Source organism: Mesorhizobium sp. M0410 (assembly GCF_040321435.1).
GTDB lineage: Bacteria > Pseudomonadota > Alphaproteobacteria > Rhizobiales > Rhizobiaceae > Mesorhizobium.
The window spans coordinates 47,868-61,284 of the sequence record NZ_JAMYRN010000023.1 but is presented as its reverse complement, the minus strand read 5'-3'; the positions used below and the strand labels follow the sequence as shown (position 1 = coordinate 61,284).

The window sequence follows — 13,417 nt, the reverse complement described above, 5'->3', positions numbered from 1 at the left end:
GATCAGCCAAGTCTGTATCAGCTTGTCAGGCCGAGCACGTCCCGCATCGAATAGAGGCCCGGCTTGCGGCCGCGCGCCCACAGGGCTGCCTTGACCGCGCCACGGGCAAAGATCGCCCGGTCTTCGGCGTGGTGGGCAAGCGTGATGCGCTCGCCGGTACCGGCCAGCACCACACTGTGGTCGCCGACCACCGAGCCGCCGCGCAGGCTGGCGAATCCGATCGAGCCGCTCTTGCGCACGCCGGTATGGCCGTCGCGGACGCGAACATCATTGCCGGCAAGTGCTACGCCGCGCCCGGCAGCGGCGGCTTCGCCGAGCAGCAGCGCCGTGCCCGATGGCGCATCGACCTTGTGCCGGTGGTGCATTTCCAGGATCTCGATGTCGAAATCGTCGGCATCGAGCGCGCGCGCCGCCTGCTCAACCAGCACCGCCAGCAGATTGACGCCGAGGCTCATATTGCCTGACTTGACGATCGTCGCGTGGCGCGCCGCGGCCGCGATCCTGGCATTGTCTTCGGCCGAGCAGCCGGTGGTGCCGATGATATGGGCGATGCGCGCTTGCGCGGCGTAGCCGGCGAATTCGACGGTCGCCGCCGGCGTGGTGAAATCGAGCACGCCGTCGGCCTTGGCGAAGGCCGGCAGCGGATCGTCGCCGATTGCCACCTCGAGCCTGCCGACGCCGGCCAGCTCGCCGGCATCCTTGCCGATATGGGGTGAGCCGGCCCGCTCGATGGCGCCGGCGACGCGGGCACCCGGTATCGTGTGGATGGCGCGGATCAGCGCCTGGCCCATGCGGCCGGCCGCGCCCACCACCACCAGGCCCATTTCCCCCGTTTCATTGATGTTGACGGTCGGTGTGTCGCTCATGAATGTCTCCCGGCCGCCTGTTTCGCGTGACCATTTTGCGCCGCAGTCTGGATTGGCTTGGCGTCATCGACAAGCCCCAGCCCTTTCCTGCCCTGCACCCGGTGGAACCGCGCATAGACGCTGTGCGGGTCGGCCATCAACGAGGCATGCGTGCCCTGTTCGACCAGCCGGCCCTGCTCCAGCACGATAATATGGTCGGCATTGACCACCGTCGACAGCCGGTGCGCGATGACGATGGTGGTGCGCCCTTCCATGACATGGGTCAGCGCTTCCTGGACGCGGGCCTCGGCCTCGTTGTCGAGCGCCGAGGTGGCTTCATCGAGCAGCAGAATCGGCGCCTGCCGAACGATGGCGCGTGCAATTGATACACGCTGGCGCTGGCCGCCCGACAGCGTCACGCCGTTCTCGCCGACCGGTGTGTCGTAGCCTTGCGGCTGCTGGCGGATGAAATCGTCGGCCGCGGCCTGTTGCGCGGCGCGTTCAATCTCGGCGTCGGTGGCGCTCAGACGTCCGTAGCGGATGTTGTCGCGGATGGTGCCTTCGAACAGATAGGGCTGCTGCGAAACATAAGCGATCGAGCCGCGCAGCGAATGCTTGGTGACCTTTGAAATGTCCTGACCGTCGATTTCGATGCTGCCCGACTCGACGTCGTAGAAGCGCTGCAGCAGCGCAACTAGCGTCGTCTTGCCGGCGCCCGAGGCGCCGACGATGGCGGTCACCTTGCCGGCGGCGGCGACAAAGCTCAAATCCTGCAGGACCGGCGCTTCTTCGACATAGCGAAAGGACACGTTGTTGAAGCGCACTTCGCCAGAGGTGAATTTCGCCTCGGCGGCTCCCGGCACGTCACCCTGCTGCGGCTCGAGGTCGAGAAGCTCGTAGATCATGCGCGCATTGACCAGCGACTTTTCCATGCCGACCTGCATGCGCGCCAGCCGCCTGGCGGGGTCATAGGCAAGCAGCAGGGCGGTGATGAAGGCAAACACCGCGCCCGGCGGCTGGCCGCCGACGGTCGCCCGGTAGCCGGAATAGGCGATGACGCCGGCTACGGCGAAGCCGGCCAGCATTTCGGAGATCGGCGTCAGCCGTTCCGAGACGCGGGCGATCTTGTTTGCCCGCTGCTCGGCGCCGGCGACGAGGCCGCCGATGCGGCGCGACAGCTCTTCTTCCAGGGTGAAGGCCTTGACGATGGCGATGCCTTGCGTTGCTTCCTGCATGGCGCCGATCAGCCGCGAGTTGATCTGCACCGATTCACGGGTGATGCGACGCACCCGGCGCATCAGATAGGTGACACTGTAGATCAAAGGCGGGCCGATCAGCAGCGACATCGCGGAGAGCATCGGGTCCTGCCAGATCATGACGCCGACCAGCGCGACAAGCGATACCGCATCGCGCGCCAGCGATGTCAGCGTCATCGACAGGAGATCGCGGATGCCGTTGACGTTCTCGTTGATCTGCGCGGCGAGCCGGCCCGAGCGGGTGTCGTTGAAGAAGCCGACGCCGAGCTTCATCAGGTGGTCGAAGATGCGGCGTTGATAGCGCGCTACCAGATTGTTGCCGATTTTGGCCAGCGTCACTGCCTGGCCGTAGCTGGCCAGCCCGCGCAGCATGAAGGCGGCCAGGATCGACACGCTGATCAGCGCGATAAGATCGCCGCGCCGTTGGTAGAAGATCTGATCGATGACATCCTTCATGATCCACGCTGTGAAGGCGGTCGTCGCCGCGATCGTCACCAGGCACAGCACGGCAAGAGCATAGTACCAGCGATAATCGCGGCTGTTCTCGGCGATGATGCGGCGGATAACAGCCACGATCTCGCTGGGACGGACTTTCCCTTTGGTTGGTGCTGGAAGTGTCACGTTTGAGCGCTTTGTGGTTTCGGTTCGGCCGGGCTGCAATTCGGCAACCTCTTAACGCCCCAATGGCGGCTTGCCTATGGCCGGGGACGGCGAAACTTCGTCGCGGCGCAGCTTGTGTCCTAAATCCGCCAGCGTCGCCCCGCCGTCTGCACGCCGAACAGCGACGGATTTCTGGCATAGGCGGCCAGCCCTAAAAGCGCCGCCAGCGGATGGGTGATGACGTAGACCGGCATGCTGCGCATCAGGGCGCTATGCGGCGCCTTGTCCTCGAAGGCAGCGCGGAAACTGCCGGTCCGCAGCGCCGGCAGGATTTTTTGCGCGATGCCGCCGGTGAGGAAAACACCGCCGCGGCTCATGAACACCAGAGCGAGGTCGCCGGCGGTGCGCCCCAGGCAGGTGACGAAGATCGACAGCGCCTCTTCGGCCACCGGATCGTTCCTTGCCAGCGCCGCGGCGGTGATCTCGGCAGGCGTGGTGAAGGGCGACGGCTTGCCGTCCGCTTTGGCCACCGCCCGGTAGGCGTTTACCAGGCCGCGTCCTGACAGGATCTGTTCGCCGGAGATGCGACCTTCGAGCTTCTCGATATGCGGAAACACCTCGAAATCACGCGGCGAGCGCGGCCCGATATCCATATGGCCGCCCTCGCCGGGCACCGGTATCCAGTGATGCAGCGCATAAACCAGCCCGGCGACGCCGAGCCCGGTTCCCGGGCCGAGCACCACCCGCCCGGAATTCGGTTCCGGCTCGTCGCCGCCGATCTTTTCCATGTGCTCTTCGCCGAGCGCGACGACAGCCAACGCCTGCGCCTCGAAGTCGTTGAGCACCACGACGTCGCCGAGACCGAGACTGGCGAACATCTGTCTCGGCTTGACGATCCATGGGCAATTGGTGAGGGGGATCTCGTCGCTCTCGACAGGGCCGGCCACCGCCAGCACAGCTGAATTCGGCCGGACCGACGAGCGGTCGAGCACGGCCGACTGGATCGCCTCGTCGATCGTATTGAAGTTGGCGGTTTGGACGATGGTCGGCTCGCCGGCCTCGGAATTCGCGTCAAGTACGATCGAGAAGCGCGCATTGGTGCCGCCTATGTCGCCGATCAGGATCGGAAATCGCAACAGAGTGTCGTCGTCGCTTACGCCTGGCATGCTCTCGTCCGTTCCCGACGCGTATCGCCGTTCTCTCGTTGACTAGCGCATGACCGCAAAAAGGGAAATCGGTTTTCGAAGTGGAGATGCACGGATGCAGACAGCGAACACGCTGCCCGCATCAGTGCCCCGGTCGTGGCCGCGGCAGCGGAATGCCGAACTCGGGCGTCGCCATAAAGGCGTTCGCCGAGGCCGGAAGCGCTGCCGCGCCGGCTGCGAGCGTCGGCGGCAGCGAAGGCTCTGCCGCAGGAGCAGGTGCGGCCGCAACCGGCACGCCGTCGCCATAGTAGGTGACTGCTTCCGCCGAGGGCGGAGCCGGCGCGTCGAGCACGAACTGGCATTGCCTGGGCAGGTTCGCCATCGTCATCACGTCGCGTGCCTTCGGCTTGTCCGGGTTCTTGTTGGGGCGCCACGGCTCCTCGGTGAACCACCAGGCCAGTGCCTGGTCGCAGCCATCGCCCGGCGCCGTCGCTTCCTGCGCCTTGCAGTCGGGTGACCCAGGCTGGCAGCTGATGCGAATGTGGAAGTGGTAGTCGTGGCCCCAGAACGGCCTGACCTTGCGCAACCAGCTACGGTCGCCTTTGACCGTGTCGCAGAGCTTCTTCTTGATCCCGGGATTGACCAGGATGCGCTCGACTTCGGGATAGCTCGCGGCGCGCCTCAACAGCCGCGTATGCATCGGCGTCCACAGCCCGTCCTTCACCAGATGGGTCTTTTCGTCGACCATCAAGGTAGCGCTGATGTTTTCGCGCTCTTCGGCCGAGAGCTTGCGGTCGGGCATCGGCGTCAGCCAGATGTCGGCGTCGAGGCCGATCTGGTGCGAGGCATGGCCGGTCAGCATCGGACCGCCGCGCGGTTGCGAGATGTCGCCGATCAACAGGCCCGGCCAGCCGTCGGCAGCGGCATCGCGCGACAGCTTCTCGACCAGCGCGATCATTGCCGGATGGCCCCAGCGGCGGTTGCGCGACGGTCGCATCACCTCCCAGTGCCGGCCGTCCAGGGGCAGGGCGACGCCGCCGGAAAAACAGCCTTTGGAATAGAAGCCGATCGATTGCGCTGCTGCGAGTGCCGGCAGTTTTTTGGCGCCGAACAGGTCCTTTGCCCGTTGCTCGGCGCTCCCTGGCTGCGTTGCAAGCGCCGCCAAGCTGGCGACGGCCAGTGCTGCCGTCAGCGGCAGCGTTTTGCCGGGCAAGGCTCGCTTCAACATTTTCCCCAAGCTGGACCCCTCCGCGATTTGAACCGCATCATACCATAGCCCGCGCAACGTATCGATCAGGACCGTTTCATCGGGCTGCGCGCCTCACCGTCGCGCCAGTCGCCGCTCGCCCACATGGCATCGAGCGCCGAGCGATAGTCGGGAAACCGAAAGCCATAACCGGCCGCCTTGATCGCCGCGTTGGCGACACGCTTGTTCTCGCCATAGAAAGACCGCGCCATGGGCGAAAGTTGGGCGGTCTCGAACGGAATTTCGGGCGGCGGCTCGATGCCCATCAATTGGGCGGCATAGGCGACGACGTCCTGCGGCGGCGCCGGCAGGTCGTCGGTGATGTTGAAGATGCCGCCGCGATTGCCTTCAGCTAGATGCCAGAGCGTGCCGGCAATGTCGTCGCAATGGATGCGGTTGAACACCTGGCCCGGCTTGACCAACCGCCGGGCGGTGCCGTTTTCCAGATTGACCAAGGCGTTGCGGCCTGGCCCATAAATGCCGGAAAGTCGCAGGATCGCCACCGGTCGGCCGACGTCGTGGCCCAGTTTCACCCAATCCTGCTCGGCGGCAACCCTCATCGCTGATCGCTTCGATACTGGCCGGCATTCGGCGGCCTCGTCCACCCAATTGCCGCCATGGTCGCCATAGACGCCGACGGTGGAGAGATAGGCGATCCATTCGAGCTCCGGCATGTTGGCCGCGATCTCCTCGCGGGCCGCGCCCAGCACCGGGTCGCCGGCCTCGTCCGGCGCGACCGAGACGACGAGATGGGTTGTCTTCCCAAGGGCATCGCCGATTTCGGAGGTCAGCCTGCCATCGAATCGCAGCGGCACGATACCGGCTTGCCGCAGCGCCGGGAATTTTTCCAGCGACCGTGTTGTACCGAAGATCGTTGTGTCGGCATCCCTGTTGGCGCGGGCGAAGGCCTTGCCTGAATAACCGGCGCCGAAGACGAAAATCTGCTTTTTTGTCATGTATGCGCCTCGATCGGCTTTGGCAGGGGCAGAAGCCATTCGCCTCTCACCGCCTCGTTATCTTCTGCCTGCAACGCGGCTGCGGCACGTTCGGCAAACTCCCGACCCGGCACCAGCCGCGACAGCGCCCATACCGCGGCTCCGCGAACCAGGGGCGAGGCGTCGTCGAGCAGCGCGCGAACGGCGCCGGCCAGCGACGAGTCCTGGGAATTGCCGGCCGCTATCAGCACGTTGCGGATAAAACGGTCGCGGCCGATGCGCTTGATCGGCGAGCCCGAAAAGAGCGTTCGGAAGGCAGTGTCGTCGAGACGCAGCAGCTCGGCGATCGGCGGTTCGCGCAAGTCCGCGCGGGCGGCAAGCTTTGCCTCCGAAGCGGCTTGGGCGAACTTGTTCCACGGGCAGGCGGCCAGGCAGTCGTCGCAGCCATAGATGCGATTGCCGATCTTTTCCCGGAACTCATGCGGGATCGGTCCTTTGTTCTCGATGGTGAGGTATGAAATGCAGCGCCGCGCATCGAGCCGGTAAGGCGCCGGAAAGGCATCGGTCGGGCAGGCGTCGAGGCAGGCCCGGCAGGAGCCGCAATGATCGTCCTCAGGCGCGTCCGGCACCAGCTCGGCCGTCGTGAAGATGGTGCCGAGGAACAGCCAGGAGCCATGCGCGCGGCTAACCAGGTTGGTGTGCTTGCCTTGCCAGCCGAGGCCGGCCGCCTCGGCCAGCGGCTTTTCCATCACCGGTGCGGTGTCGACAAACACTTTCACGTCACCGCCGGCGCGCGCCACGATCTTGCCGGCGATCTCCTTCAGCCGGCCTTTCATCACGTCATGATAGTCGCGGTTCTGCGCATAGGCCGAGATCGCGCCGCGGTCGCGCTTCGCCAGCACCTCGCGTGGGTCGTGGTCGGGGCCGTAATTCATCGCCAGCACGACGATCGAGCGGACCTCTGGCCAAAGCGTCGTCGGTTTGCCTCGCCGCTCGAGCGTTTCGGCAATCCAGCCCATCGAGCCGTGAAAGCCGTCGGCAACGAACTCGGCCAGCCGTTCCGGCGCCTGCGGGATCGCATCGGGCGTGGTGACGGCAACGGCGTCGAAGCCGGCGTTCCGCGCCTCGCGGTCGATGAGCGCGCGCAGCTTTGCCGTATCAGAAATCGAGATCCGCATAATGTGACACCGGCGACAGGCCGCGCACCCGGTCGGACAGAAGCGGCCGGAACGAAGGCCGTGATTTCACCCTTGTATACCATTCGCGCGCGGCGCTGTGTTCGCGCCAGTCGATCTCGCCGAGATAGTCGAGCACCGACAGTGCCGCCGCCGCCGCAAGATCGGCATAGGTGACCTTGTTGCCGGCCAGCCAATGACGGGTGCCGGCCAGCCAGTTGGTGTATTTCATGTGCTGGCGGATATTGGCGCGGGCGGCGCGGATCGCCGCCGAATCGGGCGACCCGCCGCCTGCCGTTTCCGGCATGACCGGCTTCAGGACGCGCTCGCGCACCAGATGCCGGGTAACCTCGCTTTCCGCCTTGTTGAGGTACCAGTCGGTCAGCCGGCGGATTTCGGCGCGCTCCATCGGATCCTCGGCGAACAGCCGCTTGTCGCGCTTGAGTACGCCGCGCGTCTCGTCGAGATATTCGGCGATGACCATCGCGCCGACGATCGGCACGTCGCCCTCGGCAAGCAGGATCGGCAGCGTGCCGGCCCGGTTCAGTGCCAGGAACTCCTTGCGCCGCGTCCACGGCTTTTCTTCGATCAGCGCCAGTTCCTCGGCATACTCGCCAAAGGCGAGGCGGACGAAGCGGCAGCTGGCGAACATCGGATGGTGGAAAAGCGTCAGCATGGTCCCGCGATAATAGAGCGCACTGGCAAATCGCCGGCTGCGCCGGTAAGTCTTGGCCGCCCGATTCAGGGGCTGTCAGGGTGCTGCGACCTATAGGGGGAGTTCCGCGCCGTGACAAGCAAACCGTTTTCTCAAGCCCGCCCTCCAACGCCGAGGTTGCCATGGAAAGCCAAACCGTAGTCGAAGCGCTGCTGCTCGGCATGCTCGAGGGCCTGACCGAGTTTATTCCGGTGTCTTCGACCGGTCATATCCTGCTCGCCGGCCATTTTCTCGGCTTTCATTCGACCGGCAAAGCCTTCGAGATCCTGATCCAGCTCGGCGCCATATTGGCGATCCTCAGCGTCTATTTCCGCCGTCTCTGGAAGATGCTGCTCGAGCTGCCCTACGATCGGCTGACGCGGCATTTCGTCCTTGGCATTCTCATCGCATTCCTGCCGGCGGCCATTATCGGCGCACTGGCGCATGACTTCATCAAGACGGTGCTGTTCGAATCGCCGCGGCTGATCTGCATCATGCTGATCATCGGCGGTGTCATCCTGCTGCTGGTCGATCGCGTGACGCCGAAGCCGTATTACCACGATGTCGAGCGGTTTCCGACCAGGCTTTATCTGCAGATCGGGCTGTTCCAGTGCTTGTCGCTAATCCCCGGCACGTCGCGCTCGGGCTCGACCATCGTCGGCGCGCTGCTGCTCGGCGTCGACAAGCGGGCGGCGGCGGAATTCTCTTTCTTCCTTGCCATCCCGACGATGGTCGGCGCCTTCGCCTTCGACCTGTTCAAGAACCGCAATGTACTAAGCAGCGCCGACTTGCCCATCATCGCGGTCGGCTTCGTTGCCGCCTTCGTCACCGCGCTAATCGTCGTGCGCTTCCTGCTCGACTACGTCTCGCGCCATGGCTACGCGCTGTTCGGCTGGTGGCGGCTGGTCATCGGCATCGTCGGGCTGACGGGGCTGGCAATCTGGGGGTGAGCCGGCGCGGATAGCGCAAATCCCAGCCGGAACTCTATTCTTGCCTGAAGCCGAGCCATACGATCTTGTGGACGTATGGTTGGCAGGGGGAATGCGTGAGCGAAGTTCTTGACGCCCTCGTTATTGGCGCCGGTCCGGCGGGACTCGGCGTCAGCTACTTCTTGAAACGGCGGGCCCGCGACCACCGTGTACTCGATCGAGGCCGGATTGGCGAAACGTGGCGAACGCAGCGATGGAACTCGTTTCGACTGAACTCGCCGACCATTCGCTCCATCTTACCCGGTGATTCCTACGACGGCCCCGAGCCCTGGGGCGCGAAGCGCCTGGTTGACGAGTACATCGAGCGCGCCGGCCTCGATGCGCAACTGGCCGAGGATGATCCGGCCGAGACGATTGAACCGCGCTTGCCCGATCCTCCGATCCGCTCCCTCGACTGGACGGCGAGCGGCATCAGATCAGTGATCTGGTGCACGGGCTTCACCGGCGATTTCTCATGGGTTCGGCTTCCCGGCGCGCTCGATGCAGCCGGCCAGCCCGTCCACGAGGATGGCGTCGGCGCTGTTCCAGGTCTGTTTTTCGCCGGCCTCGATTTCGGATCGACGCGGAAGTCGGGCACCATACCGGCCATTCCAGAGGAGGCGGCCGCCGTCGTGGAGCGACTTGTCCAAGCGCGAGCCGACTTGCCACGGAACGGCGTCTAAACGAGCCGTCGAACGCGGTTCTTGAACGTGCAAGAACATGACAGCTCTGGCGCGATCAAGACGACGTACGCTGCCTAGCGGACCGAGCCGGCACAGCCGTTCGGAATGGTCGACCTGGAGACGCCAAAAGGAGGTGCGTCAAGGCGCACGATCGGTCAGCGCGCTCGCGCCTTCTTCCGCGGCGCAATGTGCGCAGCAGTAGATGATGTCATCCTGTTCGACGCCATGTCCGATGATCCGGCATCCGCAATGCGGACACGTCGGAGCAAGTTTCTGGACCGCGCATTCGAAGCTGTCGAATGTGTAGGTCTCGTCGGCCATCGTCACGTTGAAAGCCTTATCGTAGTCATTCCCGCATTGATCGCATCTGGCCATAGTTCTTTTCCTTCTTTCACTGGCTTCAAGCTCGACCAACCTGTCGCGCGGCGATAGGTTCCCGCCAGGATCAGGGGGTCGTCCTAAGGCGGAGACGACCGCGAGCCTGTGCCACGACGCTGTTCGATCGCACGGATCACCTCGTCGATACCCCGCGGCTCGATGTCGAGTTCCTTCAGGCCAGGCACGTCGATTGCTGCCACATTGTCCTGACGCATGAGATCGACCTGGTTGCGCGTTATGGGGGCAGCCGGGAGGAGTTCCGCGACGCCAGCCAAGGCGTTCCATACCGCAAACGGCACCGGCATCAGCTGGACGTGCGTACCGAGCTGTCGGGCGATCTCCCGAAGCAGTTCCTTATAGGTGTAGATGCGCGGGCCACCGAATTCGAATATGGATGAACCCTTGTGGGTTCGCCCGTCGATCAGCCGGCTCACTGCTTCTGCGACGTCTGCCACATGGACCGGCTGAAGCCGTGTGCCTCCATCGCCGAACAGCGGATAGACCGGCAGGAGGCGTATCAGCCTCACAATGGTTGTCAGGAAAGCGTCGTCAGGTCCTGTCATGACGGCGGGACGCACAATGAAAGCGCCGGGAAATGCGCTTTCCACGGCACCTTCTCCGCGCCCACGCGCCCTTATGTAATTCGAATCCGATTGAGGATCGGAGCCGATCCCCGAAATCTGGACGAACTGGTCGATCGCGCGGTCGCGCGACGCGGCAGCGAGATCGACCGCGGCCTTTACATGCACGCGTTCAAAGGTCTGGACGCCCTGCTCGACGTAAAGACTGACGGCATTCACGACCGCCCGCGATCCGGTAATGGCCGACCCGATCGAGGACGCATCCGTTATATCCGCCTCGACTGCTTCGGGCATCCTCGTAATCGAGGAGAAGACCAGGGCCACGCGAGCCGGATGGCGAGATGCGGCGCGCACCGTGAAACCTCTTTCGAGGAGTCGCTTCACGATCCTGCGCCCGAGAAAGCCAGTTCCGCCGAACACGGTGACGATCCGTTCCGGGTTGAGATCGTCGGGATCCATTTGCCTCGCCATCCCTTTGTCCTCGCCTAGCTGTCACGAGGACTGCCCTGGCCGGCATTTGAACCAGCCCGTCGAACATCAGGACGATTGAGGAACAACGCAGGAACGCTTTTGTTCCGGTCAGCGCTGGGCGGATGCTTGACAGATCGGCAAACCATGATCTGAACCGCAGGCGCAGCAAAACGGCCCCACTTCGAGAATGGCCTAGTTTCGCCCGTAAAACACATTCTCGACATGCACCGGCCAACGCCACGGCAGCACCGCCACCATGTCGAAGCGCACCGATAATTTTCCGTAGTCGGATTGGCGCGACAGCCAGAAATCGGCGGCGCCTTCGATGCGGTGCTCCGATTCGCGACCGACGGCTTCCATTGCCTCCATCAGCGTGCGGCGCGCCTTGACCTCGACGATCAGCACCAGATCGCCACGCCGCGCGATCAGGTCGATCTCGCCGAACCTGGTGCGGTGGCGGCGGGCAAGAATTCGGTAGCCTTTCAGCATCAGCGCCGCCGCCGCCAGCCATTCGCCGTGATAGCCGCGCCGGTAGGCCTTTTGCCGGCTGGCGCTTGGCCGTTCAGCCATCGCCGTCTCCGCCGGCCCCGTCTCTTCCAGCATTCTTGAGGTCGAGCAGCCGACGATAGAGCGTCTGCTTCTGGCCACCCGTCATCTTGGCGGCTTCCGCCGCTGCCTTGGAGGCCGGCATTTCGGCGGCGAGCGAAAGCAGCAGCCGGTCGATGTCTTCTGGCTCATCAGCGACCGCATCGGCCGGGCCGACGCAGATGACGATTTCACCCTTGGGCGTATCGGCTCCCGCATAATGGCCGGCGAGCGATTGCAGGGTGCCGGTCCGCATCTCCTCGAAAGTCTTGGTCAGCTCGCGGCCGATCGCCGCCTTGCGGGCACCGCCCAGCACCTCGACCATGGCACTGAGCGTCTCGGCCAGCCGGCGCGGCGATTCGAAGAAGATCAACGTTGCCGGCACCGCCTTCAGCGCTTCCAGCCGCGTCAGCCGCTGCCCGGTCTTCACCGGCAGGAAGCCGGCAAACAGAAACGCGTCCGAGGGCAGGCCGGATGCCGTCAAAGCGGCAAGTGCTGCTGACGGGCCGGGGATCGGCACGACACGAATGCCGCGTTCCAGCGCCTCACCGACCAGCCGGTAGCCGGGGTCGGAGATGAGCGGCGTGCCGGCATCCGCGATCAGCGCTACGCTTTGGCCGGCCAGCAGCGCCGCGATCAGCTTCGGTCCGGCCTCGCCGGCATTGTGCTCGTGGTAGGCGGTGGTGCGGCGGCGGATGCCGTAGCGGTCGAGCAGCACGCGGCTGACACGTGTGTCCTCGCAAGCGACGATATCGGCGGCGGCGAGCGTTTCCAGCGCGCGCAGCGTGATGTCGGCGAGATTGCCGATAGGCGTCGCCACCAGGTAGAGCGCCGGCTCGAGCGGCCGGGCGGCGATTTCGGTCTGCCCGACCACATAACTGCGTTTGGCCGATTCGCCGGTCACCTGCACAACTCCGTTCGACCCTGTTTGGCACGGCTCACGCTTGGTTGCAAAAGCCTGGGTTGCAAAGGCCCGGGTTCCAAAAGGGATGCCGACGTGAACCAGCCGCCATGCCTTCGCCATAGTAGGGAACGAAACCGTTGCCGGCGAATTTTACACCTGATCTCGGGAGGAGCAGGATGAACAGCCTGACCATACAGGACGTTTTCGAACCCTACTATGCCGGCCGCAAACGCTTCGCCGCGCCATGCGACAAGAGCCTGCCTGCCGAAGCCGCAGATGGCAGAGCCAAGAAGCCGCTTGCGCGTCAGAGATCGGCAGAGAGCAAGCCCGCAACCGAAACCGACAGCACGACGGAGCACTGACCGGACGATGCCCAATCGCTTCGACATTTTCATCACCCGCCTCGAAACAAAAAGCGCCCGCGATGGCGCAGCGTCACATTCCACAGACGACCAGCACCATGCCTCACGCGACAAAAGCGAGATCAAGCCGGCCCGTTCCGGAGAGACCAGCGAAAAAGATCGCGCCAAACACCGCCACAAGCACGAGGCTTGACCCCGCAAACCTTAGCGATCGGTCGAGACAGTTCTCGAAGCGCGGTTGCGAATGCTCCGCGATCTATCATTCAACCCAGATACTTCGAGACACGCGCCTCCAGCAGGCCCACCAGAGCCGGGTCCATGAATGCATAGTCGTCGGGAATATCGAGGCAGATTACTCGAGCCTTTTTCAGGCTTGTCTTGAATTTCTGCTGCAGTTTGGCGCGGTGCGTTTTTTCCATCACGAAGATGATGTCGGCCCAGGCGACGAGTTCATGCGTCAACGGAATGTCGGCATCGTGATTAGTGCCGGCCGAAGCGACCTCGATGTCCCGCCGCTTGGAAAACACCTGCTCCGCCGTCGGGCTGCGCAAGCGATTCTGGCTGCAGATGAAGAGAACGTTCTTCAACG

The 13,417-nt window shown here is 64.2% G+C and carries 16 protein-coding genes; 4 read left to right on the top strand and 12 right to left on the bottom strand.

Annotation, left to right across the window (positions count from 1 at the left end):
- Window positions 1-17 precede the first annotated feature (17 nt).
- The 7 genes from dapB to NKI63_RS25545 all read right to left on the bottom strand — a co-directional run bounded on the left by dapB (window position 18) and on the right by NKI63_RS25545 (window position 7,878).
- Window positions 18-842 carry a 4-hydroxy-tetrahydrodipicolinate reductase gene (gene dapB, locus NKI63_RS25575; RefSeq protein WP_352477091.1) on the bottom strand — a complete coding sequence of 275 codons (825 nt, stop codon included), beginning with the start codon at window positions 840-842 and terminating at the stop codon, window positions 18-20.
- Between the two features lie 20 nt (window positions 843-862).
- The gene (locus tag NKI63_RS25570) at window positions 863-2,722 is read right to left on the bottom strand and encodes an ABC transporter ATP-binding protein (RefSeq protein WP_352509721.1); all 1,860 of its coding nucleotides are present in this window, start codon (window positions 2,720-2,722) and stop codon (window positions 863-865) included.
- 119 nt (window positions 2,723-2,841) lie between these two features.
- Window positions 2,842-3,867, bottom strand: coding sequence for a glucokinase (locus tag NKI63_RS25565; protein WP_352509719.1), 1,026 nt, complete (start codon window positions 3,865-3,867; stop codon window positions 2,842-2,844).
- A 121-nt stretch (window positions 3,868-3,988) separates the two neighbouring features.
- Entirely contained in the window at window positions 3,989-5,074 is a 1,086-nt protein-coding gene (gene mepA, locus NKI63_RS25560) for a penicillin-insensitive murein endopeptidase (RefSeq protein ID WP_352509731.1), read from the bottom strand.
- Between the two features lie 65 nt (window positions 5,075-5,139).
- Complete coding sequence (locus tag NKI63_RS25555; RefSeq protein WP_352509718.1) at window positions 5,140-6,048, bottom strand: SDR family oxidoreductase; 909 nt, start codon at window positions 6,046-6,048, stop codon at window positions 5,140-5,142.
- Complete coding sequence (gene queG, locus NKI63_RS25550) at window positions 6,045-7,205, bottom strand: tRNA epoxyqueuosine(34) reductase QueG (protein ID WP_352509717.1); 1,161 nt, start codon at window positions 7,203-7,205, stop codon at window positions 6,045-6,047. The genes NKI63_RS25555 and queG overlap by 4 nt, the downstream gene beginning before the upstream one ends.
- Complete coding sequence (locus NKI63_RS25545; protein ID WP_352509716.1) at window positions 7,186-7,878, bottom strand: glutathione S-transferase family protein; 693 nt, start codon at window positions 7,876-7,878, stop codon at window positions 7,186-7,188. Before NKI63_RS25545 ends, queG begins: the two co-directional genes overlap by 20 nt.
- Before the next feature lie 161 nt (window positions 7,879-8,039).
- Here NKI63_RS25545 and NKI63_RS25540 point away from each other — a divergent pair, with 161 nt between their 5' ends.
- Both NKI63_RS25540 and NKI63_RS25535 read left to right on the top strand, forming a co-directional pair.
- A complete protein-coding gene (locus NKI63_RS25540; protein ID WP_352509715.1) occupies window positions 8,040-8,846 on the top strand; it encodes an undecaprenyl-diphosphate phosphatase in 807 nt (268 codons plus the stop codon).
- Between the two features lie 95 nt (window positions 8,847-8,941).
- Complete coding sequence (locus NKI63_RS25535) at window positions 8,942-9,547, top strand: NAD(P)/FAD-dependent oxidoreductase (RefSeq protein WP_352509714.1); 606 nt, start codon at window positions 8,942-8,944, stop codon at window positions 9,545-9,547.
- A gap of 138 nt (window positions 9,548-9,685) precedes the next feature.
- On the opposite strand, the gene NKI63_RS25530 is transcribed toward NKI63_RS25535, so the two are convergent.
- The 4 genes from NKI63_RS25530 to rsmI form a co-directional block, all read right to left on the bottom strand.
- Entirely contained in the window at window positions 9,686-9,922 is a 237-nt protein-coding gene (locus tag NKI63_RS25530) for a metallothionein (RefSeq protein ID WP_254817997.1), read from the bottom strand.
- 83 nt (window positions 9,923-10,005) lie between these two features.
- Window positions 10,006-10,977, bottom strand: coding sequence for a complex I NDUFA9 subunit family protein (locus NKI63_RS25525; protein WP_352509713.1), 972 nt, complete (start codon window positions 10,975-10,977; stop codon window positions 10,006-10,008).
- A gap of 192 nt (window positions 10,978-11,169) precedes the next feature.
- Window positions 11,170-11,547: a YraN family protein gene (locus tag NKI63_RS25520; protein WP_352509712.1), complete on the bottom strand. Its 378-nt coding sequence runs from the start codon at window positions 11,545-11,547 to the stop codon at window positions 11,170-11,172.
- Entirely contained in the window at window positions 11,540-12,466 is a 927-nt protein-coding gene (gene rsmI / locus NKI63_RS25515) for a 16S rRNA (cytidine(1402)-2'-O)-methyltransferase (RefSeq protein ID WP_352823839.1), read from the bottom strand. Before rsmI ends, NKI63_RS25520 begins: the two co-directional genes overlap by 8 nt.
- Window positions 12,467-12,642: 176 nt before the next feature.
- Here rsmI and NKI63_RS25510 point away from each other — a divergent pair, with 176 nt between their 5' ends.
- Complete coding sequence (locus tag NKI63_RS25510) at window positions 12,643-12,828, top strand: hypothetical protein (protein ID WP_352509495.1); 186 nt, start codon at window positions 12,643-12,645, stop codon at window positions 12,826-12,828.
- Between the two features lie 7 nt (window positions 12,829-12,835).
- Complete coding sequence (locus NKI63_RS25505) at window positions 12,836-13,021, top strand: hypothetical protein (protein ID WP_023678976.1); 186 nt, start codon at window positions 12,836-12,838, stop codon at window positions 13,019-13,021.
- A gap of 70 nt (window positions 13,022-13,091) precedes the next feature.
- Here the strand turns inward: NKI63_RS25505 and NKI63_RS25500 are convergent, their stop codons facing one another.
- Complete coding sequence (locus NKI63_RS25500; protein WP_023678977.1) at window positions 13,092-13,415, bottom strand: low molecular weight protein tyrosine phosphatase family protein; 324 nt, start codon at window positions 13,413-13,415, stop codon at window positions 13,092-13,094.
- Between the last annotated feature and the right edge of the window lie 2 nt (window positions 13,416-13,417).

What these genes read in the sequence shown, in the direction of transcription:
- NKI63_RS25565 (WP_352509719.1), bottom strand. Translation starts at nt 3,867, where the DNA reads ATGCCAGGCGTAAGCGACGACGACACTCTGTTGCGATTTCCGATCCTG.
- mepA (WP_352509731.1), bottom strand. Translation starts at nt 5,074, where the DNA reads ATGTTGAAGCGAGCCTTGCCCGGCAAAACGCTGCCGCTGACGGCAGCA.
- NKI63_RS25555 (WP_352509718.1), bottom strand. Translation starts at nt 6,048, where the DNA reads ATGACAAAAAAGCAGATTTTCGTCTTCGGCGCCGGTTATTCAGGCAAG.
- queG (WP_352509717.1), bottom strand. Translation starts at nt 7,205, where the DNA reads ATGCGGATCTCGATTTCTGATACGGCAAAGCTGCGCGCGCTCATCGAC.
- NKI63_RS25545 (WP_352509716.1), bottom strand. Translation starts at nt 7,878, where the DNA reads ATGCTGACGCTTTTCCACCATCCGATGTTCGCCAGCTGCCGCTTCGTC.
- NKI63_RS25540 (WP_352509715.1), top strand. Translation starts at nt 8,040, where the DNA reads ATGGAAAGCCAAACCGTAGTCGAAGCGCTGCTGCTCGGCATGCTCGAG.
- NKI63_RS25530 (WP_254817997.1), bottom strand. Translation starts at nt 9,922, where the DNA reads ATGGCCAGATGCGATCAATGCGGGAATGACTACGATAAGGCTTTCAAC.
- NKI63_RS25525 (WP_352509713.1), bottom strand. Translation starts at nt 10,977, where the DNA reads ATGGCGAGGCAAATGGATCCCGACGATCTCAACCCGGAACGGATCGTC.
- NKI63_RS25520 (WP_352509712.1), bottom strand. Translation starts at nt 11,547, where the DNA reads ATGGCTGAACGGCCAAGCGCCAGCCGGCAAAAGGCCTACCGGCGCGGC.
- NKI63_RS25510 (WP_352509495.1), top strand. Translation starts at nt 12,643, where the DNA reads ATGAACAGCCTGACCATACAGGACGTTTTCGAACCCTACTATGCCGGC.
- NKI63_RS25505 (WP_023678976.1), top strand. Translation starts at nt 12,836, where the DNA reads ATGCCCAATCGCTTCGACATTTTCATCACCCGCCTCGAAACAAAAAGC.